The organism is uncultured Senegalimassilia sp. (assembly GCF_934636665.1).
Classification (GTDB): domain Bacteria; phylum Actinomycetota; class Coriobacteriia; order Coriobacteriales; family Eggerthellaceae; genus Senegalimassilia.
In genome coordinates this window covers 75,895-101,471 of sequence record NZ_CAKUAT010000009.1, presented here as the reverse complement: position 1 = coordinate 101,471, position 25,577 = coordinate 75,895, and the positions used below count along the sequence as shown (strand labels likewise).

Genomic DNA, 25,577 nt, shown 5'->3' with positions numbered 1-25,577 from the left:
TGGCCGCGCTGCCGGTGACCATGACGGTCGCCTGGACGCTCTAGCCGCCCGCGGGGCGGGGCGCCCGGCCCCGCGCCTGCCGCGGGGAGCGGGCCGTCCCTCCCGCCCGGGCCCCGTCCCCCGTTCGGGGCGGGCGCCCGGGGCGGGCCCCTTCCCTTGGAGCGGCGGCTCCCCGAGCCGCCGCCCTCCCTTCCCCAGGCTGTCGCCCAATCCCCGGGCGGCAGCCCTTCTGCGTTTAGGGACGATTTGCGCGGCGGCTCCGGGTCCTGACGCTTCGGGTGACACTCGGGGACGGAGCACTAGGTGTCCGGGTTTTAGCTTGGGCTTCGCATGCGCCCCCGGCGAGCAGGGGTTCGTTTATGGGCGAACGCTTGGAGTGCTTCGTAGACGTAGGTCATGATCCTTCGCCGATACTTTGAGACGGATGCTGGGGTCCTGACACTTGGGGTTCTGGCTGAAGCGTTGGGTTGGCTTTGGGGCGTCTTGAAGTGGCCGCTTTGGGGAATCCGGACACATAGTGCTACGTCGCCGAAGTGTCTGGGGTAGTATGAGGTGGTAAGGGAAGCCCGGCGGTGGGGTCGGGCGCGTGTCCTGAAGGAGGATGCTATGGATGCAAAGGTGTACGAGCTGATCAACGATCAGATCCGCAAGGAGCTGTATTCGGCGTACCTGTACCTGTCGTTCGCCGATTATTATGCGGAAGAGGGCCTGGAGGGTTTCGCCCATTGGTACGAGATCCAGACGCAGGAGGAGCGCGACCATGCGCTGATCTTCCGCAAGTACCTGCATGAGAACGGCTGCAAGGTGAAGCTGCAGGCCATCGACCAGCCCGACAAGACCTTCAGCAACCATCTGGAGCCGCTGGAGGCAGCGCTGGAGCATGAGAAGTACATCACCAGCACCATCAACGACATCTACACCGCGGCGCTTGAGGCGAAGGATTACCGCACCATGAAGTTCCTCGACTGGTTCATCGAGGAACAGCAGGAGGAAGAGGACAACGCCGAGAAGCAGGTGTCGCGCATGAAGCTGTTCGGCAGCGACGCCAAGGCGCTCTACGACCTGGACCAGGAGAACGCGGCGCGCGTTTACACCGTGCCCAGCCCGCTTGCGAACGCGTAGCCTCACGGCGAAGGCGGTCTTGCCAGGTTTGCGGGCGGTTCGCCCGGCTTCGGTAAACGCGACAGCGTGCCGGCAAGGTGTTTCGTTCTGGCGATTCCGAATGCAAAACCACGCTGAAAAGACGCTCCGATACGAATCGGGGCGTCTTTTGTGTTCAGGGCCGAAACAGTTGAGGGTGTGGGGTACTGCATACGCCGCGCCCTGTCGGATGTCGTCTCGCGGTTTTGCGGTGCCTATCGACTGAGCGCGCTGCATCATTCACGGCGCCTATCGATTGCGGACGCTTCTGAGTGGCTTATGCATAAATAATGGAACATTATGCATTTCTATAAAAAGCCACAAATAGTGATATCTGTGGCTATAATGCGAGTTCAGAGGCCGAAAATGATTATTTCATCTGCGTAAACGGCTTTTTGGCCAGGTTGCGGAAAATGAGCTGGCATGCAACAATACTGCCTGTCCGACAGAAGACAAATTGCAAAACTCAAACGACTATCTTCGCCAAATCGACTGTCTCGGGTTTGCAGGTTCCGTCGCCAAGCGGAACGCGGGTTGCCAAGACCCCGCACATTGCCTGTCGGGATTCCTTTCGAAAGCCGGGTCCTTCCTACCCGGCTTTATTTTTTCCTTGTGCACCTGCAAGAAACTATTTTCGCCTTGCGCTCGCGTTCGTTTCGAAGGCTTTCCCGCAATCCCTTTCCGGCATCATAGCGCCGAGCTGGGTGGTTTTGCGGCGTTGCGCAGCCGCCTCTTATCGCATGAGCGAGGCAATCTTTGCCCGATAGCGCCAGGCGCCGGGTTCGAGCGCTATACTGAGCGCATCGTGCTGCTTGCGGGCGAAGGTGGGCGGCGCGGCGTCCCGAAACCAAGGAAGGCGGTTCCCATGGAAGACTTCGAGTTCGTTTCCCCTACGCATTTCGTGTTCGGCCACAACGCCGAAAGCAAGGTCGGCCCCATGCTGGCCGAGCGTGGCGCGCATAAGGTGCTGCTGCACTATGGCGGGCAGAGCGCCATCAAGTCGGGCCTCATCGACCGCGTGTGCGCATCGCTCGAGCAAGCCGGCATCGAGTACGTGAAGCTGGGCGGCGTGCGCCCCAACCCCGAGATCGGCCTGGTGCGCGAGGGCGTCGCCCTGTGCAAGGAGAACGATGTGGACTGGGTGCTTGCCGTGGGTGGCGGCTCGGTCGTCGACTCCGCGAAGGCCATCGCCAACGGCGCCCGCATCGATTACGACGTGTGGGAGCTCATCACCAAGAAATACCCGAACACCGAAGTGCTGCCCATCGCCGTGGTGCTCACCATTCCGGCAGCCGGCAGCGAGGCGTCGAAGAACACCGTCATCAGCAACGACGAGCTGGGCATGAAGACCGGTTACGCCAGCAACTATCAGCGCCCGAAGCTGGCGTTCATGAACCCCGAGCTCACGTTTACGCTGCCGCCGTTCCAGACGGCCGCCGGCATCACCGACATGTACTGCCACCTGCTCGAGCGCTTCTTCGACGACGTGGGGGCCGTGCCCGTCACCGACGGCATGAACCTGTCCGTTATGCGCACCATCCGCGCCGAGGCCCCGCGCGTGCTGGCCGAGCCCGAGAATTACGACGCCCGCGCGAACATCATGTGGGCCGGCATGCTGTGCCATCAGGGCCTTTTGGGCATGGGCCGTCACGAGGACTGGGCCACGCACGGCCTTGAGCACGAGCTGTCCGCCTACGACACCACCGTCACGCACGGCGCCGGCCTGGCCTGCCTGTTCCCGGCGTGGATGGAATACGTCTACGACGCCAACCCGGCGCGCTTCGCGCAGTACGGCTACGAGGTGTTCGGCCTGGCGCCCACGGGCGATATCGAATCCGACGCGCTGTCGGCCATCGACGAAACGCGCATGTTCTTCGCCAGTCTGGGCATGCCCATCAGCTTGGGCGAGCTTGGCCTGGACGAGGACAACATCGAAGATGCCATCGCCGAGATGATCCCCACCCTGCGCGAGAACAAGGGCGAGCCGTTCGGCAGCTTCAAGAAGCTGACCATGGAGGATGCCGCCGAGATCTACCGCTTGGCGTTGTAAGAGAATCGCCCGCCTGTCGATGTCCGGCAGGCGGGCGTTTTGCGACGTCTACATGAAGCAGCCGGCGATGATCACGATAGCGGTGGTGAGCAGGCCCGATACGGCGATGCTGACGCCGGACATGGCGCCTTCCAGCTCGCCCATCTCAAGCGCCTTCGTGGTGCCCACCGCATGGCTGCAGGTGCCGATGGCCACGCCCTTGGCGATGCGGTTGTTCACGCGGAAGATCTTCGACATGAGCGGCGCGAAGATGGCGCCGAGGATGCCGGTGATGATGACGGCCGCCACGGTGATGGACGTGATGCCTCCCAGCTGCTCCGACACGGCGATGGCGATGGGGGTGGTCACGGATTTGGGGATGAACGACGTGGCCATCTCGTCGCCCAGGCCGAGCAGCTCGCAGAGCGTGTATGCGCTGATCATCGACACGACCGAGCCTACCAGGCAGCCGCAGAAGATGGGGATGAAGTGCTGCTTGAGGATCTGGCGTTGGCGGTAGACCGAATACGCCAGGGCGACCGTCGCCGGCCCCAGCAGAAACGAGACGAGCTGCACGCTGGACTCGTAGGAATCCAGCGGGATGTGGAAGACGCATAGGAGCGCGATGATGAACGCCACCGTCACCAGCAGCGGGTTGAGCAGCGGGGAACGCACCTTCTTGTACAGCGCCACGGCCAGCTTGAACACGATGAAGGAGATGACGGTGCCTAAAGCCAGGGTTGCGATGAGGTTCAGCATGGTTTAGGCCTCCTTGCCGGCGATGGGGGAGATGATGCCGGTTCCCGGCGTATGCGGATGGTGCTTGCCGGCGCCTTCGATATGCGCGTTGCCCGAATCAGCGTTCCCGGCCTGGGCGTTCGTCGCGTTCTCCGCTTCGACGGCGGGGGCAAGCGCGGTGTCCTTGCCCAGCTTCGCCATAACCCAAGACACGAACAGCACCGTGTAGGACGTGGCCAAGAACACGATGACGGTGGTGGTGATGCAGACGAACGCGAACTTCGCCGCCGCGGCCTGCAGCATGGAGAAGCAGCCCATGATGGCCACGCCGGCGGGGATGAAGAACACGGACATGTTATCGATAAGGTAGTCGCACGCCTCGCTGATGTATTTCGTCTTCAGGATGTGCGTGCCCAGCAGCACGAGCAGCAGCACCATGCCCAAGATGTTGCCGGGAAGCGTGATGGGCAGCACGGAGGCCAGCGCGCAACCGGCGGCGTATACGCCCATGATCAGGCATAACTGGGCCAGCAGCAGCAAGCCGTGCCTGATGGAGCGCTGTAGGCGCTGCTTGGGGGTATCGGCGCCCTTGAACATCTCGTCGTGCGTTTCCTTCAGGTCTCCTTTGACTGAAGCGACGAATTCCTTGAAGTGCGCCCAGATTTTGCGCGCACAACCCTTGACGCTTGCGGCGTCGTTATTCGATTTCATGATGTGTGGAACAACCCCTTGTCTGATTTTGGGAATGGATACCGTTTGTCTCGAATTTCATACTAGGACGCTTACCCGGCATTTCAAAAGTTTGCCGGGGAATCCACGCGACCGGCATAAGCCGTGCAGCGGAATCTCACAAAACCCAGGCATGCGAAAGGGGGCGATGGAAATCGGTTCCCATCGCCCCCCTGCGATAAGTTGGCGGATCGGTTGTCGGGTTTTCGGCTGGATGACTCGGTTTTGCGCTTCCGGCGTCAGACCGGCAGCGTTAGCGCACCCGGGCCTTCCATGCCAGCGCGGCCGCGGCTATGACGAGCGCCGCCACCGTTGCCACCAGGCCGATGGTGGGCGCCTTGTATCCGACCAGCATGACGGCCGTGCCGAACAGCGCCATGACCAGGCACAGGATGCTCAGCCACTTCATGTAACCCTGCGCGTCCATTTAGTAGTTCACATCCTTGTCGTCCAGGCGCCCGCGGAAGACGCGGTACGCGATCACGTGGTAGGTCAACACCAGCGGCACGCCCACGCAAGCGATGCCGGTCATCCACGCCAGCGACGTGTCGGAGGACGCCGCGCTCATTAGCGTGATGGAGGTTCCCACGCTGCCGGGGGCGGCAACCACCAGGTTGGGGAACAGCGTGACCGCGGCAAGCGCCACCAGGCAAACTGCGGCCGCCGACTGCAGAAGGAACGCCATCAGGTCGTTGCCCTTGCGGCCCAGCGCGATCGACGCGACCACGCACGCAAGGAACACCAGGGCGACGACCACGCCGGCGGCGAGCATGCCCGGCGCGAATGCGGGCTTTACCACGGCGAACGCCAGGACCGTCGCAACGGCGAACAGCGCCAAGGCCGCGATCTGGCAGGGCACGCGCAGCTTCGCGGCACGCTCATGCACGGCGGAGCCGGCCGGCGCCTTCAGCGCCACCCAGGCCGCGCCGGCGGAAAGGCACATGGCAAGGCCGAGCAGGCCGGCGACCAGGGTAAACGGCGACAGCAGGCCCAGAAGCGGCACGCCTGAATAGTCGCCGTTGGCGGCCATGGGGATGCCGGCGATCACGTTGCCCAGCGCCACGCCCAGCAGCAGCGCCGGCAGGAACGAGCCCACGGTGAAGCAGACGTCCCAGGCGCGCGCCCATTGCGGGTCGTGGGCGCGGAACTCAAGCGAGACCGCGCGGACGATCAGGCCGAACAGCACCAGCATGACGGCCAGGTAGAAGCCCGAGAACGTGGTGGCGTACGCCGCGGGAAACGCCGCGAACAGCGCGCCGCCGGCGGTGAGCAGCCACACCTCGTTGCCGTCCCATACCGGGCCGATGCTGCGGCGCACGAGCGCCCTCTCGCGCTCGTCTTTCGCCAGCGCGCGGTACAGGACGCCCACGCCCAGGTCGAACCCGTCGAGCACGAAGTACCCGGCGATCAGCACGAAGATCAGAAAGAACCAAAGGACTGCAAGCGCGCTCATGGCTATTCCCCTTCCTTGACGGCGTCGTTATCGGCGGCGTTGGCCGCGGGGGCGGCATCGCCGACGGGGCCGCGCTCGATGAAGCGCGAGATCACGCGCGCCCATCCGATGAACAGGAACACGTACACGGCTGCGAACAGGGCCAGGGTCAGCAGCAGCTCAGGAGCGGAAACCGACTGAGAGATGGCGTTGTTCGTCAGCAGGCTCACGCCGTCGGGGCCGGACGTGGAAGGGTAGACGACCCAGGGCTGGCGGCCCACCTCGGCGGTGATCCAGCCAACCTGGATGGCGACGAACGGGAACAGGGGGCTGACCAGCAGCAGCTTCTGCAGCCAGCGCATGGAGCGGATGCGGCCGCCGCGCAGGGTGAACACCACGGCCAGGATGGCCGTGATCATGATCAGCCCGTACATGGCAACCATAAGGTGGTAGGACTGGAACACCAGGTTCACGGGCAGGTCGGCCACGTCCATGTCGCCGTACTTTTCGGTCTGCGCCAGCGAGTTCAGGCCCTGGTACTGGGCGTCCCACGTGCCCGTTGCCAGGAAGCTGGTGCCGCCGGGGATGGAGAACGGGGTGATGACCTGCTGGTTCTCCTCATCGACCCAGCCGAACGCGTACAGCGGAGGCACCTCGTCGTCGTACATGCCCTCCATCATGGCAAGCTTGGTGGGCTGCTCCTGCGACACCTCCACGGCGGAGGAGTGCGCGGTGACGATCAGGGCGCACGAGGCCACGATGCCCACGACGGCGCCCACGCGGATGGTCTTCATGGCGAAGTCGGCGTGCTTGCCGCGCAGCAGGTACCATGCGCCCACGGCCAGGGAGGCGAACGCGCCCAGAATCAGCAGCGCCACCACCACGTGGGTGTAGCGCGGCAGCGTGGACGGGTTGAACGCCGCGGCCAGGAAGTCGGTGATGACGGCCTTCGAACCGTCGGCGGCCAGCTCGGCGCCGGCGGGCGTTTGCATCCACGAGTTCGCGATGAGGATCCACAGCGCGCTCAGGCACGAACCGGCCCACACGAGCCACGCCGACACGGTGTAGAACAGGCTGGACACCTTATTGCGCCCGAACAACAGCACGCCCAGGAACACCGATTCCAGGAAGAACGCGAACAGGGCCTCGGCGGCAAGCGGCGCGCCGAAGATGTCGCCCACGAAGCGCGAGTAGTCGGCCCAGTTCGTGCCGAACGAGAACTCCATGGTGATGCCCGTGGCCACGCCGATGGCGAAGGTGGCGGTGAAGATGCGCACCCAGAAGCGCATGGCGTTGCCATCGGCCTCGCTGCGGCTTCGGTGGTACTTGGTGGCGAAGATGGCCAAGATCAGGCCTAGGCCGATGGATAACGGGACGAAGATGAAGTGGTACGCCACGGTCAGCGCGAACTGGATTCGCGAGAGCAGCGCGACGTCGGATAGCATATCCATGAGAACCCCCTCCTATGTTCATATGCTACTAAACTAGTAACATAATACGCTGCGAAACAAGAAAATGGAAGTATTAACGAGATTTTGTATCGATTATTTTTGCGAGGATGCGCTGTCGTTGCGCGCTTGGGCGCGGCAAGCCGTGCGCGCGGCGTTTCGGTGCGCGAAGCCTGACGCGGAAGAGCGCGGTGCAGCGGGTTTTGGAGCTTGTTCGAGCGATGACCGGCTCGGCAGGGCTGTTTCTCGGGGCGCGTCCGGACGCATCGCGGCGTGCTCGGACGCGCCCTGCTGCGCTTTCGTCTAGTTGTCGGCCACGATGGAGTTCATGATGGCGGACACGATGCTGATGACGATGGACGCGAAAAACGCGCTGCCGAAGCTGGAGATGTAGAACCCCACGTGGAACATGCCGTTGCTCAGCCATGCGGCCAGGTACAGCATGGCGGTGTTCACCACCAGGTAGAAGATGCCGAACGTCAGGCACGTGATGGGCAGGCTGAGCAGCTGCAACAGCGGCTTGATGCTCATGTCGATGAGCGACAGCGCCAGGCCGGTGATGGCCACGGCGATCCAGCTTTCGGTGGTGCCCAGCACGGCGATGCCGGGGACCAGCCATACGGCGGCCCCTACGGCGACGGCGGTGGCCAGCCAACGGATGATGAATTGCATGGCGTCTCCTTTCGGTGGGGCGGGGCGGAAGCCAAGGCAGTTGCTTCCGATTATAGCCTCGCGGTATGCGCAGGGCGTGTGGGGCGCCGCCGCACCTGCCGCGGGGCATGCGGCGGCGCCTGCTTCGCTAGCGGTCGTCGTCGCGTTGCAGCTCGTCCAGGGTCTTCGCCAGGTCGGCGATCTTGAACGGCTTGCCCACGTGGGCGTTCATGCCCGAGTCCAGGGCCTTCTTCACGTCGTCCGCGTAGGCGTTGGCGGTCAGCGCCACGATGGGCGTGGTCTGCGCGTCGGGGCGCGGCAGCTTGCGGATGGCGCGCGTGGCCTCGTAGCCGTCCATCACGGGCATCATGGCGTCCATGAGCACGGCGTCGAAGTGCTGCGGCTCGCTTTCGGCGAACAGCTCCACGGCCTCCTTGCCGTTTTGCGCCTGTTCGAGGGTTGCCCCGCGCTCGGTGAGCATCTCGGCAAGGATGATGCGGTTGATCTGGTTGTCCTCGGCAACCAGATAGCGCCGGCCCTTGAACACCTCGGTATAGGAGGGGCGCTTCTCGTCCGCGTCGCCCTTCGCGCGGCCGTGCTCGGCGTCCTTGCCCGTTCGCTTGCCCTTGCCGGGGTCGTTCTCTGCGGCCTTGCGCGGGCACGGCTTCGCGCCTTCGCCCTCGCCAAGCTTGAACTTCAGCTTCACGGTGAACGTGGTGCCCTGGCCTTCCTTGCTCTCCACGTCGATGGTGCCGCCCATGGCGTCTACCAGGGCCTTTGTGATGGTCATGCCCAGGCCGGTGCCCTGAATGCCCTGCATCTGCCTACCTTCGGCGCGCTCGAATGGGGCGAAGACGTGGTCGATGAACTCGGGCGGCATGCCCATGCCGTTGTCGCGCACGATGAAGCTCAGGCGCGCGAAATTCGGGCTGGTCTGCTCGTGCTCCTCCACGTGCAGGGCCACCATGCCGCCGTCGGGCGTGTACTTCACCGCGTTCGACAGCAGGTTCAGCAGGATCTGGCGCACGCGCAGCTGGTCGGCGGCGAAGCTGCGGTGCTGCACGTTCACCGCGTCGAGCGTGAGCAGTTGCCCCTTCGCGGTGGTTTGCGGCCGCATGATGGCATCCACGTCGCGCAGCAGCGTGTCCAGGTCGCAGCATTCCTCCTGCAGCTCGATGGCGCCGCTTTCGATCTTGGACATGTCGAGCACGTCGTTGATCAGGCTTAACAGATGCTGCGACGAGGCCTGGATGGTGGCCAGGCATTCGTCGGTCTTGTCCCAGTCGCCGGCGTTGTCGCGCGCTATCTGCGTCATGCCCATGATGGCGTTGATGGGGGTGCGGATGTCGTGGGACATCTTCGCCAGGAACGTGCTCTTCGATTGGTTGGACTGCTTGGCTATGGCGAGCGCCTGCTGCAGGCGTTCGCGGCTCTCGGTCTCCTTCGTGCGGTCGAACAGCACGTACACCAGCTTCTCCGTGTCGCCCACCTTCGCGCGGAACAGCGTCTCGTGGTACCAGCGCAGCTCGCCGGTCTCCTGATGGCGGCGCGTGCTGTCGCCATCGCGGTGGTCGTTGCTGGGGAGCGTGTGCATGTTGGACTCAAGCAGGCTCTCCGATCCCGGTTCCAGCGAGCGGTCGATGTTGCGCACGTCCTTGGCAATGTCGGCGGCGGGGATGCCCAGGATGCGCTTCGTGTTCGGGCTGACGTAGTCGACCGAGCCGTCGTCGGGGCTGAACATGATGAAGATGTTGTCGGTGCTGCCCGATAGCGCGCTGAACAGCTGCTCGCGGTATTTCACTTCCCTGACCTGCTGGTGCAGCACGCGGCGTCCGTGCTGCACCAGGATGACCACCACCAGCGCGGCAAGCGCGAACAGCACCACCGATACGGTGGCTATGGTGAGCAGCTGCACCTCCGACATGCTGGCGTTGACCACGTTGCTCGGGACCACGCCTACCATCACCCAGTCTTGGAACCCGACGGGCATGTAGGTGAGGTAGTACTGGTTGTTGGCGGTGGAGAACTGCGTGGTGCCGCTTTGACCTGCGTCGATGTCGGAACGGATGGAATCGATGCCGCTGTCTGCGCCGAACGAGGCTATCTGGCCGAGCCAGTCGAGCAGGTTCGACGACTGCGAGTACTGGTCGGTTGCCGAGAACAGCAGGTTGCCGGCGGGCGTGATGACGAAGCAGCTGGACTGCCCGTCGAAGGCGTTCACGTCAAGGGCCGCCTCCATGTCGTGGTTGTTGTAGCTTATGGCGATGGCCGAGTATTCGAACCCGTCGAACGAGGCGGGCGTCACCGGCGTGGCGAACACCGTCAGCCCCGTGCCGCTGGTAGGGACGGTGTCCGCCACGATGCTGCTCCCGTTGTTCAGCTGGTCGAGCTGCTGGCCCAGGTTGAGCGTGCCGCGTTCGCCGTCGGGCGTGGCGTAGGCGCCCTGCGAGTTGATGAAGTAGAAGTCGGTGAAGCCCCACTTGGCCTGTTCGCCATCGATGAACTCGCGCGCCTGCTCGGCGTCGTCGCCGGACACGGCGCCGTCGGGCGAGTGGGCGGCGGAGTCCTCGAACATGGTGTTCCAGGTGCTCAGGTGGTTCCAGTTGTCGGACACCAGCATAGAGAACGTGTTGTTGACCTGGGAATATATCTCCTTCAGGTGGTCGGCGCTCTCGTCGTGCACCTTCTCTTGTATGAAGTGGACGTACAGGCCGCACACGCAGGCAAGCGTCACGATGACGATGCCGATGGCGGCGGCGAGGGATCGTCGTTGCATGGGACCTCGTTTCGGGCAAGCGCGGGCGATGTCCGCGCGGGCGTGCGGATGGGGTTCGGCGGCGGGCGCCGGCGCATGCACGCCGGGCCCGGTCGCGCATTCGGGTCCGGCGCGCATGCGTTGGGCAAGCTGTCGTCCGCACCATCATATGCGCTTCGGGCGGGCCGTGCCGCCGCACGGGCGAACATGTGCCGAACCGTGCCGCGTCCGTTGCCGGCCCGTTACGGGGAGGCGTGGATTCTGCCTTGAGGTTGCCGCCGGCGCGCCGCCGCCTGCCGCGCAAGTGCGTATACTGGGTAGTTACGGTTTTATGCAAGCGAACAAGGGGAGCTCATGAAGGAAAACGGCCAGAAGCGCGCAGGCGGGCAGGGCGGGAAGCGCCCGCGGCAGGCGGCACGGCCCCAGGCCGGTTCTCGGCGTCAGCAGGAGCGCAAGCAGGAAGGCGGTGCGCAGGCAGGCGGTCTGCCGCAGTGCCCGGTTGCGCGCCAGTGCGGCGCCTGCCAGCACGTCAACCAGCCCTACAGCCAGCAGCTTGCGGCGAAGGACGAGCGCGTGGCCCAGCTGTTTTCCCAGGTGGCAGCTCCTGAGGCGCTGCGTCCCACCCTGGGTATGCAGGACCCGTACGCCTATCGCAACAAGGTGATGTCCCCGTTCGCCCCCGGCGCGCCGCGCAAGGCCGCGCCCGGCAAGCGCGGCGGCAAGCGCCCCAGCCGCCCGGCGCCCCCTCAGCGCGACATCCTGTGCGGCATGTACGCCGCCGGCACGCACCGCATCATCGACACGGGGGAGTGCCTGATCGAGAACGCCCAGGCCAAGCAGGTCATCCGCGCGGTTCGCAGCCTTATGCTCAAGTTCGACATCCCGCCCTACGACGAGGACCGCGGCACCGGTTTCATGCGCCATGCCGTGGTGCGCGTGGGGCATACCACCGGCGAGGTGCTGGTCACGCTGGTCACTAACGGCCAGCAGTTCCCCGGCGCGAAGAGCTTCTGCCGCGAGCTGGTGCGCCGCTGCCCGTTCATCACCACGGTGGTGCAGAACATCAACGAGCGCCAGACCAACGTGGTGCTCGGCCAGCGCGAGCAGGTGCTCTACGGCCCCGGTTTCATCCTGGACAAGCTGTGCGGGCTGAGCTTCCGCATCTCGTCGCAGTCGTTTTACCAGGTGAACAGCGTGCAGACCGAGGTGCTGTACCGCCAGGCCATCGAGCTGGCGGGCTTCACCGGCGCCGAGCACGCCATCGACGCGTACTGCGGCACGGGCACCATCGGCTTGGTGGCGGCCTCCATGGGCGCGGCGCAGGTCACGGGCGTGGACTGCGTGGAATCCTCCATCCGCGACGCGCGTCAGAACGCGCGCCACAACGGCGTGGACAACGCGCGCTTCGCGGTGGCCGATGCCGGCGCGTTCATGCGCGACATGGCGGCGCAGGCCGCGGCGGCGGGACGTGCAGGCACCGACGAGGAGGGGCGCCCGCTCGTGCTGCTCATGGACCCGCCGCGCGCCGGCTCCACCGAGGAGTTTCTGCGCGCAGCGGTGCAGCTGGCGCCCGAGCGCATCGTCTACATCTCGTGCAATCCGGAAACGCAGGTCCGTGACCTGGGCTTTCTCAAGCAATTCGGCTACGGTGTGCGAACGGTGCAGCCCGTGGACATGTTCCCGCACACCGACCACATCGAGACCATCGCGCTCATCGAGCGCATGTAGCGGCAACCATATATATAGGTAGGGAAGGAAATGGCAGAGGAACAGCGAACGGGGAACGGGGCGGCCGCGGCGGGCGATGCCGGGCTCGGCGCCGATGCGGCCGCGCGTCCCGGGGACGTGCTTGCCGCGGCGCGGCGCACCATCGAACAACGCGGGCTGGCGAACGCCGACACGCCGGTGCTGCTCATGGTGTCGGGCGGCTCGGACTCCACGGCGTTGGCGTACGTTGCGCGCCAGCTGGCCGATGAAGGGGCCATCGGGCCCATCGCCATGCTGCATGTGAACCATCGGCTGCGGCCCGGCGCCGCCGATCAGGACGAGGCGTTCACGGCGCAGCTGGCCGAGCTTTTGGGAATTCCCCTGTTCAGCTGCCAGATCGACGTAGCCGGCCAGGCGCAGCGCGAGGGCGGCAACGTGGAGGCGGTCGCCCGCCGCGAACGCTACCTCGCTGCCAACGAGGCGCTCGCAAGCCTGTGCCGCCATGCGGCCGCGCCGCTGTCAGAGGGCCGCATCTTCACCGCCCACACCGCCGACGACCGCGTGGAAAACTTCTACATGCGCTCCATGGTGGGCACCGGGCCGGGCGGCTTCCGTGCCATGAAGTACGCCAACGGCCCCGTCGTCCGCCCGCTGCTCGACCTCGGGCGCCAGGACCTGCGCGACTACGTGCAGCGGCGCGAGCGCGGGGGCCTGCCGTGCGCATGCGATGCCGAGGGCTGCCTGTGGCGCGAGGACGCCACCAACGCGCATACCGATCGGTTCCGCGCCTACGTGCGCCACGAGGTCGTCCCGCACGTGAAGGAGCGCAGCCCGCAGCTGCTCGAGGTGCTCGGACGCACCATGAACCTGATCGCCGACGAGGACGACATGCTTGAGGAAATGGCATCCGACCTGGTGAAACGCCATATGGCGTGGACCGAGGTGCTGCCCGATCATCCGCCGGCCTACGAGGAGGGCGGCGTGCTCGCCCCCGAGCTGGGCACCCAACCCGTGCCGTTGCAGCGGCGCGCGGCGGTGCAGGTGCTGCAGGCCATGCTGGGCCCCGACGCACGCGTCGAGACGGCGTCGGTCGACGCGGTGCTGGCTGCGTGGGACGCGTCCGGCACCCCGCAAGCCGCCCCGCACGGCGGATACGTTGCCAACATCCAGGGAAACCTGGCGATCAGCGCGAACAAGCGCGGCGTGAGGCTTGAACCCATGGCCGCGTTCAGAGCAAGGAGAAGGAAATGAGCGAACAGCCCATGCCGCAAGACGCGGCGCAGGAAAACGAACAGGCCGCAGCCGAGCAGGCGCAGGCCGCCGAGCAGCCGATGACCGTCGACGTGATCCTTGCCAGCGGCAGCCCGCGGCGCAAGGAGCTTTTGGAGCGCGAGGGCGTGAGCTTCACCATCCGCGTGTCCGAGGTGGACGAGTCGCTGGAGCCCGACCTTGAGGCCAACCCGCCCGAGGCGGTGAAGAAGCTGGCCGAGCGCAAGGCCGGCGCCGTGGTGCAGGAGGTGCTCGGCGAGGGCTACACGGGCATGGCGGCCATCATCGGCGCCGACACCATGGTGGTGTGCGACGGCGAGATCTTCGGCAAGCCCGCCAGCATATCCGACGCCAAGCGCATGCTGCGCCGCCTGCAGGGCAACACGCACGAGGTGCTCACCGGCGTGTCGGTGTGGCTGGTGTCCGCACCCAACGCCGAGGACGTGTCTCTGGGTTTCCGCACGTTCGTGGACCGCGCGGCCGTCACGTTCCATCCGCAGACCGACGAGCAGCTGGCGGAGTACCTGAAGTGCGGCGAATCGTTCGACAAGGCGGGCGCATACGCCGCCCAGGGCAACGGCGCCAAGCTCATCAAGCACATCGAGGGCGACCTGGACACCGTCATCGGCCTTCCGGTGACGCGCCTGCTCAAGGAGTTTCCCGATCTGAAGTAACCGGCCCTGCCGCTCTTGCGGGCGGCGGGCCATCGGCATCCCGGGGCGCTGCGGCGCCCCGGTTCGCGTTTCGGCTGTTAGGGCCCTGCGCGGCATCGTCCGCCGCCCCGTGCGGCAGGTGCGCGCCGCATGCCCGCTTCCGGCGGTTTCGCCCGGTCCGCAGGCGGTCTGTATTTATGTGGCGTTACGGTATTGTCATGTGCCCGGTCGGGCCGAATGGTACACTTGTGCTCGTTCATATAAGGGCGCCTAGGGCGCTCTTCAGGCGAAATGCATCGAAGAGGTAATCATCGTGCACGAAAACATCGATCGCATCCTGTTCACCGAGGATGAAATCAAGCAGCGCGTCGCCGAGATCGGCGCGGGCATCACGCAGGATTACAAGGACGACCCCGAGGGCGTCATCCTCATCTCCGTCCTGCGCGGCGCGGCCATCTTCATGGCCGACCTGGCGCGTCAGATCCAGCTGCCGTGCGAGATGGACTACATGGCCGTCTCGTCCTATGGCAACGGCGTGAAAAGCTCCGGCGTGGTCCGCATCCTGAAGGACCTGTCCTCCCAGATCGAGGGCCGCAACGTGGTCATCGCCGAGGATGTCCTGGACTCCGGCCTCACGCTCACCTACCTGCTGAAAACGCTGAAGGCGCGCAACCCGAAGTCCATCGAGGTCGCCACGCTGCTGCGCAAGAAAACCCGCGCGCAGGCCAAGATCGACTGCGCATACGTGGGCTTCGAGTGCCCCGACGAGTTCATCGTGGGCTACGGCCTGGACTACGCGGAGCGCTACCGCAACCTGCCGTACATCGGCGTCCTGAAGCCCGAGCTCTACAACTAGGAAAGCAAGGCCTATGCCGCAAAACAATAAACCCCAGATCCAACAGCCCAACCCCCGGACAACCATCATCTCGGTTGTCCTTTTCCTGCTGGTGGCCTTCTTCGTGGGCCAGCAGTTCATGAGCATGTCGGAGTCTTCGCAGGGCACCACCGATAAGCTGGTGGCATCCGAGTTCCTGCAGGCGGTCGACCAGAACCGCGTCACGGAGGTCACGTACAGCGCCGGCGACTATACCGTATCCGGCACGTATTATCCCGCCGTCACGGCCGGCGATTCCGCCGCCGACGCGTTCAATAGCGCCATCGACGCCATGAACGCCGGCATGGCAACGTTGAAGGACCCGAACACGGGCAAGTCGCTCTCGGGCGTGGGCACGCAAGACATCGAGTCGCAAACGCTCGGCCAGGAGCACAAGTTCACGTGCACCTGGGCCGGCAGCTCGCTGTCCGACCTGATGGCCCAGCACCCCGAGATCAAGTACGAGGTGAAGACCCCCAGCCCGTGGGGCGACATCCTCACCACGCTGCTGCCCATCATCCTCATCGGCGCCATGCTGTTCTTCCTGTTCAATCAAATGGCGAAGGCGAATAACTCGCAGATGAACTTCGGCAAGGCCAAGGCCAAGCAGAGCATCGAGGAGCGCCCCGACGTGCGCTTCGCCGACGTCGCCGGCGTGGACGAGGCCGTCGAGGAGATGCAGGAGATCAAGGACTTCCTGGCCAACCCGGCCAAGTACCAGTCCATGGGCGCGAAGATCCCGCGCGGCTGCTTGCTGGTGGGCCCTCCGGGCACCGGCAAGACGCTGCTTGCCCGCGCCGTGGCCGGTGAGGCCGGCGTGCCGTTCTTCAGCATCTCCGGCTCCGACTTCGTCGAGATGTTCGTGGGCGTGGGTGCCTCCCGCGTGCGCGACCTGTTCAAGCAGGCTAAAGAGGCAAGCCCCTCCATCGTCTTCATCGACGAGATTGACGCCGTCGGCCGTCAGCGCGGCACCGGCTTGGGCGGCGGCCACGACGAGCGCGAGCAGACGCTCAACCAGTTGCTCGTCGAGATGGATGGCTTCGAGGCCAACGACTCCGTGGTGCTCATCGCCGCCACGAACCGCGCCGACGTGCTCGACCCCGCGTTGCTGCGCCCCGGCCGCTTCGACCGCCAGATCGTGGTGGACGTGCCCGACGTGAAGGGCCGCGAGCGCATCCTGAACGTGCATGCGAAGAACAAGCCGCTCGGCAGCGACGTGGACCTGTCCTCCGTGGCAAAGCTTACGCCGGGCTTCTCCGGTGCCGACCTGGCCAACCTGCTCAACGAGGCTGCGCTTCTGACCGCTCGCCGCAACAAGAAGATCATCACGCAGCAAGAGGTCAGCGAGTCCATGGAGCGCGTCATCGCCGGTCCCGAGCGCAAGGGCCGCGTGATGGACGACCAGACCAAGCACACCATCGCGTACCACGAAAGCGGCCACGCCCTGGTGGGCCACCTGCTGCCGAAGGCCGATCCGGTGCACAAGATCAGCATCATCAGCCGCGGCCGCGCGCTGGGCTACACCCTGTCCATCCCCAAGGAGGACAAGGTCCTCAACACGGTGGGCGAGATGCGCGATGAACTGGCGGTGTTCATGGGCGGCCGCGTCGCCGAGGAGATCTTCTGCGACGATGTGACCACCGGCGCCAGCAACGACCTGGAGCGCGCCACCAAGATGGCCCGCGCCATGGTCACGCAGTACGGCATGTCCGCCGAGCTGGGCGCGCAGGTGTTCGGCCAGCCCAACCATGAGGTGTTCCTGGGCCGCGACATGGGCAACACGCAGGACTACTCCGAGGAAACAGCTCGCCGCATCGACGACGAGGTCGCGCGCATCATGAAGGAAGCGCACGACCGCGCCTACGAGATCCTCAGCACGCATCGCGAGCAGATGGACCTTATGGCAAGCGTGCTGCTTGAGCGCGAAACCGTCGAGGGCGAGGCCTGCAAGGCGCTGCTGGACAACAACTGGAACGATTATCTGCAGCGCGAGGGCGATATCATCGCCGCGAAGGAGGCCGAGGAGGCGGCGGCGCGTGCTCGCGATGAACAGCTTGCCGACCCGAACTGGAACGGCCAGCAGGGCGGCCAGATGCCGCCGGCGCAGCCGGGTTCTCCCGTGCAGCCGTCCGGCGTGCAGCAGCCGCAGGCTCCTGTGAACGGCGGTCAGCCGCCGGTTCCCCCCGCGGGCGGTCAGCAGCCCCCGTACCCGCCGGCAGAGTAAGCCGGCGTGGTACCGCCGCACCTTCGCGGTGGGCGGCGGGATCGTTCGCGTACGACGCGCTGGGCTTTTCGGCCTGGTGCGCGGGCGCGGTGTGAAAACGTCAAGGTATAGCAAGAAGGCGGGCCGTCAGGCTCGCCTTCTTTTGAAAGAAAGGCATTCAGCATGATGTGGAAATGCGGCTCGTTCGAATTCGATACGCGCAAACCGGTGATCATGGGCATCCTCAACGTCACGCCCGACAGCTTCAGCGACGGCGGCACGCATAACACGCCCGAGGCGGCGCTGGCATGGGCGCAACAGATGATCGATGAGGGTGCGCACATGATCGACGTGGGCGGTGAGTCCACGCGCCCCGGGTCTGCCGAGGTGAGCGTCGAGGAGGAGACGGCTCGCGTGCTTCCCGTGGTGCGCGCCCTTGCCGAGCAGGGCGTCTGCGTGAGCGTGGACACCCGTCATGCCGCTGTGGCGAAGGTGTGCGTGGAAGCCGGCGTCGCCGTCATCAACGACGTGTCGGGCTTCCGCGATCCGGCTATGGTGCAGGTTGCCGCCGAAAGCGATTGCGGCGTGGTGGTCATGCACATGAAGGGCGAGCCGGGCACCATGCAGCAGAACCCGCAGTACGACGACGTGGTCGCCGAGGTGCGTGACTACTTGCGCGACCAGGCGGCCATGCTCGAGGCAGCCGGCGTGGCGCCCGAGCGCATCTGCGTCGACCCGGGCCCGGGCTTTGGCAAGACGGCTTCGCAGACCCTCGAGCTCGTGCGCAACTTCCAGGAGTTTGCGCGCCTGGGCTACCCGGTCATGGTTGCCGTTTCCCGCAAAAGCTATCTGGGCTTCGCCTACGGCATCGACGACCCGGTCGAGCGCGACCATGTGAGCGCCGCCGAGGCGCTTATGGCGTGCGAGCTGGGCGCGGGCGTTGTGCGTGCGCACAACGTGGCCGAAACCGTGAAGGCGCTGTCCGACATGCGCCCGTACGCGTTCTTGGGCCTGGGTTGCAACGTGCCGTTGGTGGCAGAGCCCGGCGAGGAGCTTGAGGGCAAGATCGCCATGCTCAACCAGGCCATCACCGAGCTGTGCAGCCTTCCCGATTCGCAGATCATCGATATCTCCAGCTTCTACGAAAGCGAGCCGGCCTACTACGAGGATCAGGACACGTTCGTCAACGCCGTGGTGCTGCTGCGCACGGGCATCGCGCCGAAGGAGCTGCTGGGATATCTGCACGCCATCGAGAACAGCCTGGGCCGCGTCCGCGAGATCGAGAACGGCCCGCGCACGTGCGACCTGGATATCCTGGACTACCAGCTCTACGTCACGGACAACGACGTGCTCACGCTGCCGCATCCGCGCATCCTCGAGCGTGATTTCGTGCTGAAGCCGCTGCTGGAGCTGCGCCCGAACCACGTGCTGGCCGACGACGTGCGCGTCGCGCAGGCGGCCAAGCCGGAATCCGAGCGCTACGGGAAGGCCGAGCGCGTCAGCCGCTAAGCCGGGGAAAACGTCGGGGCGCGGATGGCCGATGGGCCTGGGGCGCAGGCGATGATTCGGGCGTTGGGTTTGCGGGGTCCGGGGCCGGGCCATCGGCTTGGGCGATGGTCGGTGCCTTGCGATGCGGGGCGTTGGGCTTGCGGGAACGACCGCCGGTATGGGCGTTGGGTTCGCGGCTCGGGGCTCGTGGAGCTGGACCGCCGGCTCATTACGGTTTTCCGCGGCCTTGCGCCGCGCCGCCATATGAGAAGGGAAAGGTGCTGGGGATGCAGTTTCGCGTGCAATCGTTTGAGACCGTTACGTCCACGAACGACCTGATCAAGCAAGCTATCGAGGAGGGCCAGCCCGAGGGCCTGGCGGTGCGCGGCCTGCGGCAGACCGCCGGCTACGGCAGGCAAGGCCGCGCATGGGAAAGCCCGATCGGCGGCATGTACCAGTCGTTCCTGCTGCGACCCGACGTTCCGCCGGCGCAGCTTCCCACGCTCAGCTTGCTGGTGGGGTTGGCCGTCCGCCGCGCGATTACGAGCCTTGTTCCCGAGCTTGGGGGCCGCGTGCAGGTGAAGTGGCCGAACGACATCGTGGTGGCCGAGGCGGACGATTCCCCCTGCGAAGCCGCGCCCGCGGCGAGCGAGGGTCTGCCCTGCGCGAAGGAACCGACGTCCCTGTGCGATGCCGCCCTCGGTGGCGCAACCGGCGACGGCAGCGCATCGGGCGAGCCGGCTTCCGCCGGCGACCCCCAGCCTAAGCGCCCCTTCCATAAGCTGTGCGGCATCTCAACGGAGATGCATGCGCGGGCGCTGTGCGTGGGCGTGGGCGTCAACGTGGCCCGCCCGGCCGATGCCGCATCCGCGCCAGCGGGGAAGAACATTCCGGTATACCTGGATGAGCTGGGATTTTGCGAAGGCCCCGTCGAGGACCGCATCAACGCCGTGGCCGATGCGCTGTGCGATCAGCTTGCCGTCGTGTACCCGCTGTGGTGCGAGCAGGGCTTCGAGCCCTTCCAAGCCGAGTTCGACGCGTGCTCTGCGCTGTCCGGGCGCTTCGTGCGCATGGAGGACCTTTCGGGCAACGTGCTGGCGGCGGGCACGGTGACGCGCGTTGCCCCGGACGGACGGCTGGTGCTGTGCACCCCGGAGGGCGTGGAGGTGTTCGCCAGCTCAGGCGAGGCCCATATCCGTTAGGTGTCTGTGCGGTCGGCGCGTCGTGTGCGCGCCGACCGCGGCGCTTGCGCGCTGGCCATATGCGTCGTTCCTGCGTTTGCGCGCATGCGGCCTGCGCATGTCCTCGGCATGTGCGCGGTCGTAAAGCCGGTCATGTCCCGAAAGCATCCGGCGCCGTCCCTTTCGCTCCTCAACTCGATATGCACGAACGATGGAATCCCGGCATGGGGTTCTCCTGCGTGCGCTGTCTGTGGTCTGCCGGTCATACAATAGAATGCTGACGAAAATTTTAGGTAGTAAAAGGTTTCGAAAGGCAGCACGCAAGCATGACGCAAGAGCAAGAAACGAAGGATACGTCCGCGGCTCCGTCCCATCCGGCGGATGCCCAGGGCAAGTCCGCAGCGCCTGGCCGCCAGGGCAAGCCCGGCCAGCACGACAAGGTAACGCGTATGGGCACGGAGTCCATCCCGCGCCTTATCACCGAGTTCGCCGTTCCCTCCATCTTGGGCATGCTGGTCAACGGCGCGTACAACGTCATCGACTCCATCTTCCTGGGCCAGGCCATGGGCGAGATCGGCCTGTCCACCGCCACGGTGGCCATGCCCATCATGACGGTGTTCATGGCCATCGCCATGTTGGTGGGCAACGGCGGCAACGCCCTGGCCGCACTGCGCATGGGCGAGGGCAAGCCCGAGGAGGCCGAGCGTAGCCTGGGCAACACGGTCACGCTTTCCCTTATCGCTTCCGTTGTGGTGGCCATCGCCATGTTCATCCCTGCCTGCATCAACGCGCTGCTCGGCGTGTCGGGCGCCACTCCCGAGGACTGGGACTACGCCATGCAGTTCATCCGCATCATCAGCCTGGGCTTCATCTTCCAGTGCATCGGCATGGGCGTGAACAACTTCATCCGTACCGCCGGCGCACCGAACCGGGCGCTGGGCACCATGATCATCGGCGCCGTTGCGTGTACCGTGTTCAATGCCCTGTTCGTGCTGGTCATGGGCATGGGCGTCGTGGGCAGCGCGCTTGCCACCGTGTGCGGCCAGGCCATCTCGTGCGCCACGGTCCTGTGGTACTTCTGCCTGACGAAGGGCGTCCCCATGCGCCTGCACCTGCATATGATGCCGCTGCACGGCGAGACGGTGCGCCTGATCCTGTCGCTGGGCCTGGCAAGCTTCGCCGTCCAGGCGGGCATGGCCGCGGTGAACTTCGTGCTGAACAACCTGCTGAACATGTACGGCGCGCAAAGCCCCATCGGCGCGGAGGGCGCGCTGGCGTCCATCGGCGTGGTGCAGCGCGTGGCCTCGTTCGTCGTGCTGCCGCTCATCGGCATGTCGATCGCCATCCAGCCGCTGCTTGGCTTCAACTACGGTGCGCACCTGTTCAAGCGCGTTAAGAAGACGTTGGCCTGGGGCATTGCGGGCAACACGGTCATTGCCGTGGTGCTGTGGGCGCTCGTGCACCTGTTCCCCGCCCAGATCGTCGGCTTCTTCGGCATCACCGACCCGAACCTGCTGTCGTTCACGGTGTTCGCGCTGCAGGTGCAGCTGTTCCTCATCCCGTTCGTGGGCTTCCAGATCGTGGGCTCGAACTACTTCCAGGCAACGGGCCAGCCGGCGAAGTCGGTGTTTCTGTCCCTTACGCGTCAGATCCTGTTCCTGATCCCGCTTTATATCGGCCTGCCCATGGTCATGCCCGTATGGTTCCCGGGCTACACGGGCCTGGACGCGCTGTACTTCGCGTGCCCCGTGGCGGACTTCCTGGCCATCTTCACCACCGGCGTGTTCGTCCTGCTGGAGCTCAAGCGCCTGCGCAAGCTGGAGAACGGCCAGCTGCAGGCCAAGTTCTAACGGCGCAAAGGGCGATGCGTTTTGAGCGCGGCGCCCTTCACTTGTCGCTGGTGGCGCCTGATTCGATACCCGGATTTGTTTCAGCCTTGCAACGTTTTTTGCGCTGCAAGGCTTTTTTATGACCAAAACCGGTGGGGGAATTTGTGCGCGTGCTACAATTCCGCTGTGATTTGTAGGAAATAGGATCGATGCGTACGGCGCAGCGATCGCCGCGATGGGATCGCGGATGGGCCTTCTGGATGAACCAGGGGGACAAGGAAGGGGAAACCGTGGAGCAGGTTCAGAAGAAGACGGCCGCCGGGTCGCGCACGCGTTCGATCGCGTTCGTTGCATTGACGGTCGCCATCACGGCGGTGTCGGCGTGGGTGACGGTACCCCTGGGCCCCGTGCCGTTCACGCTGCAGATCTTCGCCGTGGCGTTCATGGTGCTGGTGCTGCAGCCGAAAGAGGCCGTTGCGGCCATCACCGCGTACCTGGTTCTGGGCGCCGTGGGCGTGCCCGTGTTCAGCGGCATGCGCGGCGGCATCGGCGTTCTGGCCGGTGCGACCGGCGGCTTTCTGTGGGGCTACCTGCTGGGCGTGGGCCTGGCCGTGGCCGTGCGCTTCGGTCTGAAGGCCGTGCTGGCTCGTGATGGCCAGGCGAAGGGCGCCCGTGCGTTCGCGATCGACTTCCTGACCGGTCTGGTGTTCCTTGCCGTCGCCTACGTGTGCGGCTGGGCTCAGCTGATGGCCGTGGCGTCCATGACGCCCGCCGCCGCCTTCGCGGCCGGTGTTGCGCCGTTCATCCTGGTCGACCTGGCGAAGCTGGTCGCGGCCGTCATCTGCGCCCGCGCCGTCAACGCCGCCGTGGGACATCGCGCATAAGCGATATCGCACAACCCAAGCGTAACGAAAAGGCCCGCTCATGCGGGCCTTTTTCGTGTTCTGATGCGCTTACGCCTCGTACAGGACGGCGCCGCTGGTGAAGCCGCCGCCGAAGCCTACGAGCACCACCTTGTCGCCGGGGTGGATGTTGCCGCTTTCGTATGCGTCGCACAGCGTCATGGGGATGCATGCCGACGATGAGTTGCCGCGATGCGCGATGGACACCTGGAAGCGCTCGAGCGGCAGGCCCATGCGCTTGGCGGCGTACTTGATGATGCGCAGGTTCGCCTGATGCGGGACGATGAACTGCACGTCGTCGATGGTCAGGTTCGCGCGGCGCAGCACCTCCTCGATGGCGGCGGGCATGACGCTGGTGGCGAACTTGAACACCTTCTGGCCGTTCATGTACAGGGCCTGGCGCGGCGCCCCTGCGGCTACGCGTTCCGTGACGTCGAGCTCGACGTCGATGGGGGCGGTGCCGGGGTCGGCCTGCTGCAGCGCGTCCGCATCGATGCCCTCGGCCGTGAACGGCTGGGGCGCGTCGTAGGCGGAAGGGCAGGTGAGGGCATTGGAATCGTCGTCATCGTTTTTGATGTACCACGACAGGATGCCGGGCTTGCGCTCGTCCCATTCCACCACGGCGGCGCCGGCGCCGTCGCCGAACAGCACGCACGTGTTGCGGTCGTTCCAGTCGACGATGCGGGTCAGGCGCTCGCCGCCCACCACGAGCGCGCGTCGGATGGGGTTGCGGCCCGCAGCGCCCGCAGCGTCCGGGGCGCTGGCGGCCATCATGGTCTCGGCGATGGTCAGGCCGTAGATGAAGCCCGAGCACGCGGCGTTCATGTCGAATGCGGCGGCGTTGACAAGGCCCAGGCGGCGGCGCAGCACGGCGGCGCAGGTGGGGACCACTTCGTCAGGCGTGATGGTGGAGTAGATGACAAGGTCGATGTCCTCGGGAGCGATCTTGCGCTCGGAATAGCCGCCGTCCGCCCAGCCCAGCGCCTGGCGCGCGGCGCCTTCGGCCAGGTCAACGTTGCCCTCGCTGACGCACACGCGGCGCGAGAGGATGCCCGTGCGCGTGGAAATCCATTCGTCGCTGGTGTCCACCAGCTTGGTCAGCTCTTCATTGGGCACGTCAAGTGCCGGCAGCTGCTTGCCGCAGCCGATGATGGTGCAACCCATGATGCTCCTTCGATATACGGGGCGATGCGCCCCGGAGATGATGCGTGTCGATTGCATTCGAGTATAGCATCGCAAATTGCGGCCCCTGCGAATCCCCACGTCATGGCCCCCGCTCGCACTGGAATCGGTGCACAGGTGAAATAAACGCTTGACGCCCTGGGGACGTTCCGGTCGGTGGAAGGATCGGGCGCCTGCCCGGGTGGGCGGCGAGGATTCCTACTCGTCGGCGATGATCGGTTGCAGGGCGCACGTGGTGAGGGGGGGTCGATGCCGCCTGCGGAAGCGGCCCGAGCAGCAACCATCAGCCCGGTTGCGCCAGCCTTCCCTTAGGCGCTCTTCGCCTTCCCGTGGGGCTTCTTCACCGAGATGTCGGCGGGGATGGAGGGGATGGCGATCATGAAGCACGCCCCGCCCTCGGGGAGGTTGACGGCCTCGACGGTGCCGTCGTGCGCCTCGGCGATGGATTTCACGATGGCAAGGCCCAGGCCCGTGCCGCCCGTGCCGCGCGTGCGGCTTGCGTCGGTGCGGTAGAAGCGGTCGAACAGCAGCTTGGGGTCCACGTCGCCGAAGCCACAGCCGTCGTCTTTCACGGCGATGATGGAGTTGCCGTTCATGCCGAACAGCTCCACGTTGATGTGCCCGCCGGGCTTGATGAAGCGGCTGGCGTTCTCGACCAGGTTGGTGACGGCCTGGCGCAGGCTGTCGGGGTTGCCCAGCACGTCGGGGGCCTCGCCCGAGACGCTCGTATTCGCTTGTCGGTCGTGCAGGATGGGCGACAGCGCGTCGACCACGCTGTTCGCCAGGTCGTGCAGGTTCACGCGCTGCATTGTTTCGGGGATGGGGGAGCTTTCTATGCGCTGCAGGGTCAGCAGGTCGTGCGTCAGGCGGCTGAGGCGCTCGCTTTCGTTCACGATGATGCCGCAGAACTTCTCATGCAGCGAGGGCGGCAGGTCGGGGTCGGCGAGCATCTCGGCGTTGCCGCGGATGGCCGTCAGCGGCGTGCGCAGCTCGTGCGCGACGTCGCTGATGAACTCGTTCTGGCGGCGCTCCTTGATGGCAAGGTCGTGCTGTTGCTGGGTGGTGGTTTGCACGAGGCGCTTGAAATCGCTGGTCAGCAGGTCGGCCTCGTACATGCGGCCGTCGGGCTCGAACGTGACGGGCGCGCCGCTGCGGAATGCCGCCATCTTCTTCGCCAGGTCGCTGAGCGGCTCGGATAGAAAATGGCCGATGAGCAGGCTGATGCAGAAGATGACCACGCTGATGGGGATGAGGACCAGCAGGACCGCGATGGAGGCGTCGTACACGAGCATGCACACGACGGCCGTGACCACTGCAGCGAGCAGGCTGAGCAGCGTGGCCAAGAGCGCGAAATATGTCTGCAGCCG

Annotated in this window: 20 protein-coding genes; 11 read left to right on the top strand and 9 right to left on the bottom strand. The window is 65.6% G+C overall.

Features of this window, described 5'->3' with window-relative positions; translation table 11 throughout:
* Positions 1-606 precede the first annotated feature (606 nt).
* Together Q0G75_RS05195 and Q0G75_RS05190 are read left to right on the top strand one after the other, a co-directional pair.
* Positions 607-1,122 carry a ferritin gene (locus Q0G75_RS05195; RefSeq protein ID WP_294417853.1) on the top strand — a complete coding sequence of 172 codons (516 nt, stop codon included), beginning with the start codon at positions 607-609 and terminating at the stop codon, positions 1,120-1,122.
* 883 nt (positions 1,123-2,005) lie between these two features.
* Positions 2,006-3,190: an iron-containing alcohol dehydrogenase gene (locus Q0G75_RS05190; RefSeq protein ID WP_294417852.1), complete on the top strand. Its 1,185-nt coding sequence runs from the start codon at positions 2,006-2,008 to the stop codon at positions 3,188-3,190.
* A gap of 48 nt (positions 3,191-3,238) precedes the next feature.
* On the opposite strand, the gene Q0G75_RS05185 is transcribed toward Q0G75_RS05190, so the two are convergent.
* The 7 genes from Q0G75_RS05185 to Q0G75_RS05155 form a co-directional block, all read right to left on the bottom strand.
* Positions 3,239-3,928 (bottom strand): LrgB family protein, encoded by a 690-nt coding sequence (locus Q0G75_RS05185; protein ID WP_294417850.1) that lies wholly within the window; start codon positions 3,926-3,928, stop codon positions 3,239-3,241.
* 3 nt (positions 3,929-3,931) lie between these two features.
* Complete coding sequence (locus Q0G75_RS05180) at positions 3,932-4,618, bottom strand: CidA/LrgA family protein (RefSeq protein WP_294417848.1); 687 nt, start codon at positions 4,616-4,618, stop codon at positions 3,932-3,934.
* A 271-nt stretch (positions 4,619-4,889) separates the two neighbouring features.
* Positions 4,890-5,063, bottom strand: coding sequence for a hypothetical protein (locus Q0G75_RS05175; protein ID WP_294417846.1), 174 nt, complete (start codon positions 5,061-5,063; stop codon positions 4,890-4,892).
* Entirely contained in the window at positions 5,064-6,089 is a 1,026-nt protein-coding gene (gene cydB / locus Q0G75_RS05170) for a cytochrome d ubiquinol oxidase subunit II (RefSeq protein ID WP_294417845.1), read from the bottom strand.
* Positions 6,090-6,091: 2 nt separating this feature from the next.
* Positions 6,092-7,519: a cytochrome ubiquinol oxidase subunit I gene (locus tag Q0G75_RS05165; protein WP_294417843.1), complete on the bottom strand. Its 1,428-nt coding sequence runs from the start codon at positions 7,517-7,519 to the stop codon at positions 6,092-6,094.
* A 300-nt stretch (positions 7,520-7,819) separates the two neighbouring features.
* On the bottom strand, positions 7,820-8,188 hold the full coding sequence (locus Q0G75_RS05160; protein ID WP_294417841.1) for a phage holin family protein: 369 nt from the start codon (positions 8,186-8,188) through the stop codon (positions 7,820-7,822).
* 127 nt (positions 8,189-8,315) lie between these two features.
* Positions 8,316-10,943 (bottom strand): ATP-binding protein, encoded by a 2,628-nt coding sequence (locus Q0G75_RS05155; RefSeq protein ID WP_294417839.1) that lies wholly within the window; start codon positions 10,941-10,943, stop codon positions 8,316-8,318.
* A gap of 333 nt (positions 10,944-11,276) precedes the next feature.
* On the opposite strand from Q0G75_RS05155, the gene rlmD reads away from it, so the two are divergent.
* From rlmD to Q0G75_RS05110, 9 genes are all read left to right on the top strand, one after another.
* Entirely contained in the window at positions 11,277-12,650 is a 1,374-nt protein-coding gene (gene rlmD, locus Q0G75_RS05150; protein WP_294417837.1) for a 23S rRNA (uracil(1939)-C(5))-methyltransferase RlmD, read from the top strand.
* A 30-nt stretch (positions 12,651-12,680) separates the two neighbouring features.
* On the top strand, positions 12,681-13,880 hold the full coding sequence (gene tilS, locus Q0G75_RS05145) for a tRNA lysidine(34) synthetase TilS (RefSeq protein ID WP_294417835.1): 1,200 nt from the start codon (positions 12,681-12,683) through the stop codon (positions 13,878-13,880).
* The gene (locus tag Q0G75_RS05140; protein ID WP_202898029.1) at positions 13,877-14,572 is read left to right on the top strand and encodes a nucleoside triphosphate pyrophosphatase; all 696 of its coding nucleotides are present in this window, start codon (positions 13,877-13,879) and stop codon (positions 14,570-14,572) included. Before tilS ends, Q0G75_RS05140 begins: the two co-directional genes overlap by 4 nt.
* Before the next feature lie 292 nt (positions 14,573-14,864).
* Positions 14,865-15,407, top strand: coding sequence for a hypoxanthine phosphoribosyltransferase (gene hpt, locus Q0G75_RS05135; RefSeq protein WP_294417832.1), 543 nt, complete (start codon positions 14,865-14,867; stop codon positions 15,405-15,407).
* 13 nt (positions 15,408-15,420) lie between these two features.
* Positions 15,421-17,649 carry an ATP-dependent zinc metalloprotease FtsH gene (gene ftsH, locus Q0G75_RS05130; RefSeq protein WP_294417829.1) on the top strand — a complete coding sequence of 743 codons (2,229 nt, stop codon included), beginning with the start codon at positions 15,421-15,423 and terminating at the stop codon, positions 17,647-17,649.
* Positions 17,650-17,811: 162 nt separating this feature from the next.
* Positions 17,812-19,137 (top strand): dihydropteroate synthase, encoded by a 1,326-nt coding sequence (folP, locus tag Q0G75_RS05125; RefSeq protein WP_294417826.1) that lies wholly within the window; start codon positions 17,812-17,814, stop codon positions 19,135-19,137.
* A gap of 266 nt (positions 19,138-19,403) precedes the next feature.
* Entirely contained in the window at positions 19,404-20,318 is a 915-nt protein-coding gene (locus tag Q0G75_RS05120) for a biotin--[acetyl-CoA-carboxylase] ligase (RefSeq protein WP_294417824.1), read from the top strand.
* A 305-nt stretch (positions 20,319-20,623) separates the two neighbouring features.
* Positions 20,624-22,147, top strand: a complete 1,524-nt coding sequence (locus tag Q0G75_RS05115) for an MATE family efflux transporter (protein ID WP_294417822.1) — start codon at positions 20,624-20,626, stop codon at positions 22,145-22,147.
* 269 nt (positions 22,148-22,416) lie between these two features.
* A complete protein-coding gene (locus tag Q0G75_RS05110) occupies positions 22,417-23,010 on the top strand; it encodes a biotin transporter BioY (protein ID WP_294417820.1) in 594 nt (197 codons plus the stop codon).
* Positions 23,011-23,079: 69 nt separating this feature from the next.
* Here the strand turns inward: Q0G75_RS05110 and Q0G75_RS05105 are convergent, their stop codons facing one another.
* Together Q0G75_RS05105 and Q0G75_RS05100 are read right to left on the bottom strand one after the other, a co-directional pair.
* Complete coding sequence (locus Q0G75_RS05105; RefSeq protein WP_294417819.1) at positions 23,080-24,192, bottom strand: beta-ketoacyl-ACP synthase III; 1,113 nt, start codon at positions 24,190-24,192, stop codon at positions 23,080-23,082.
* 326 nt (positions 24,193-24,518) lie between these two features.
* On the bottom strand, positions 24,519-25,553 hold the full coding sequence (locus tag Q0G75_RS05100; protein WP_294417817.1) for a HAMP domain-containing sensor histidine kinase: 1,035 nt from the start codon (positions 25,551-25,553) through the stop codon (positions 24,519-24,521).
* Positions 25,554-25,577: the final 24 nt, after the last annotated feature.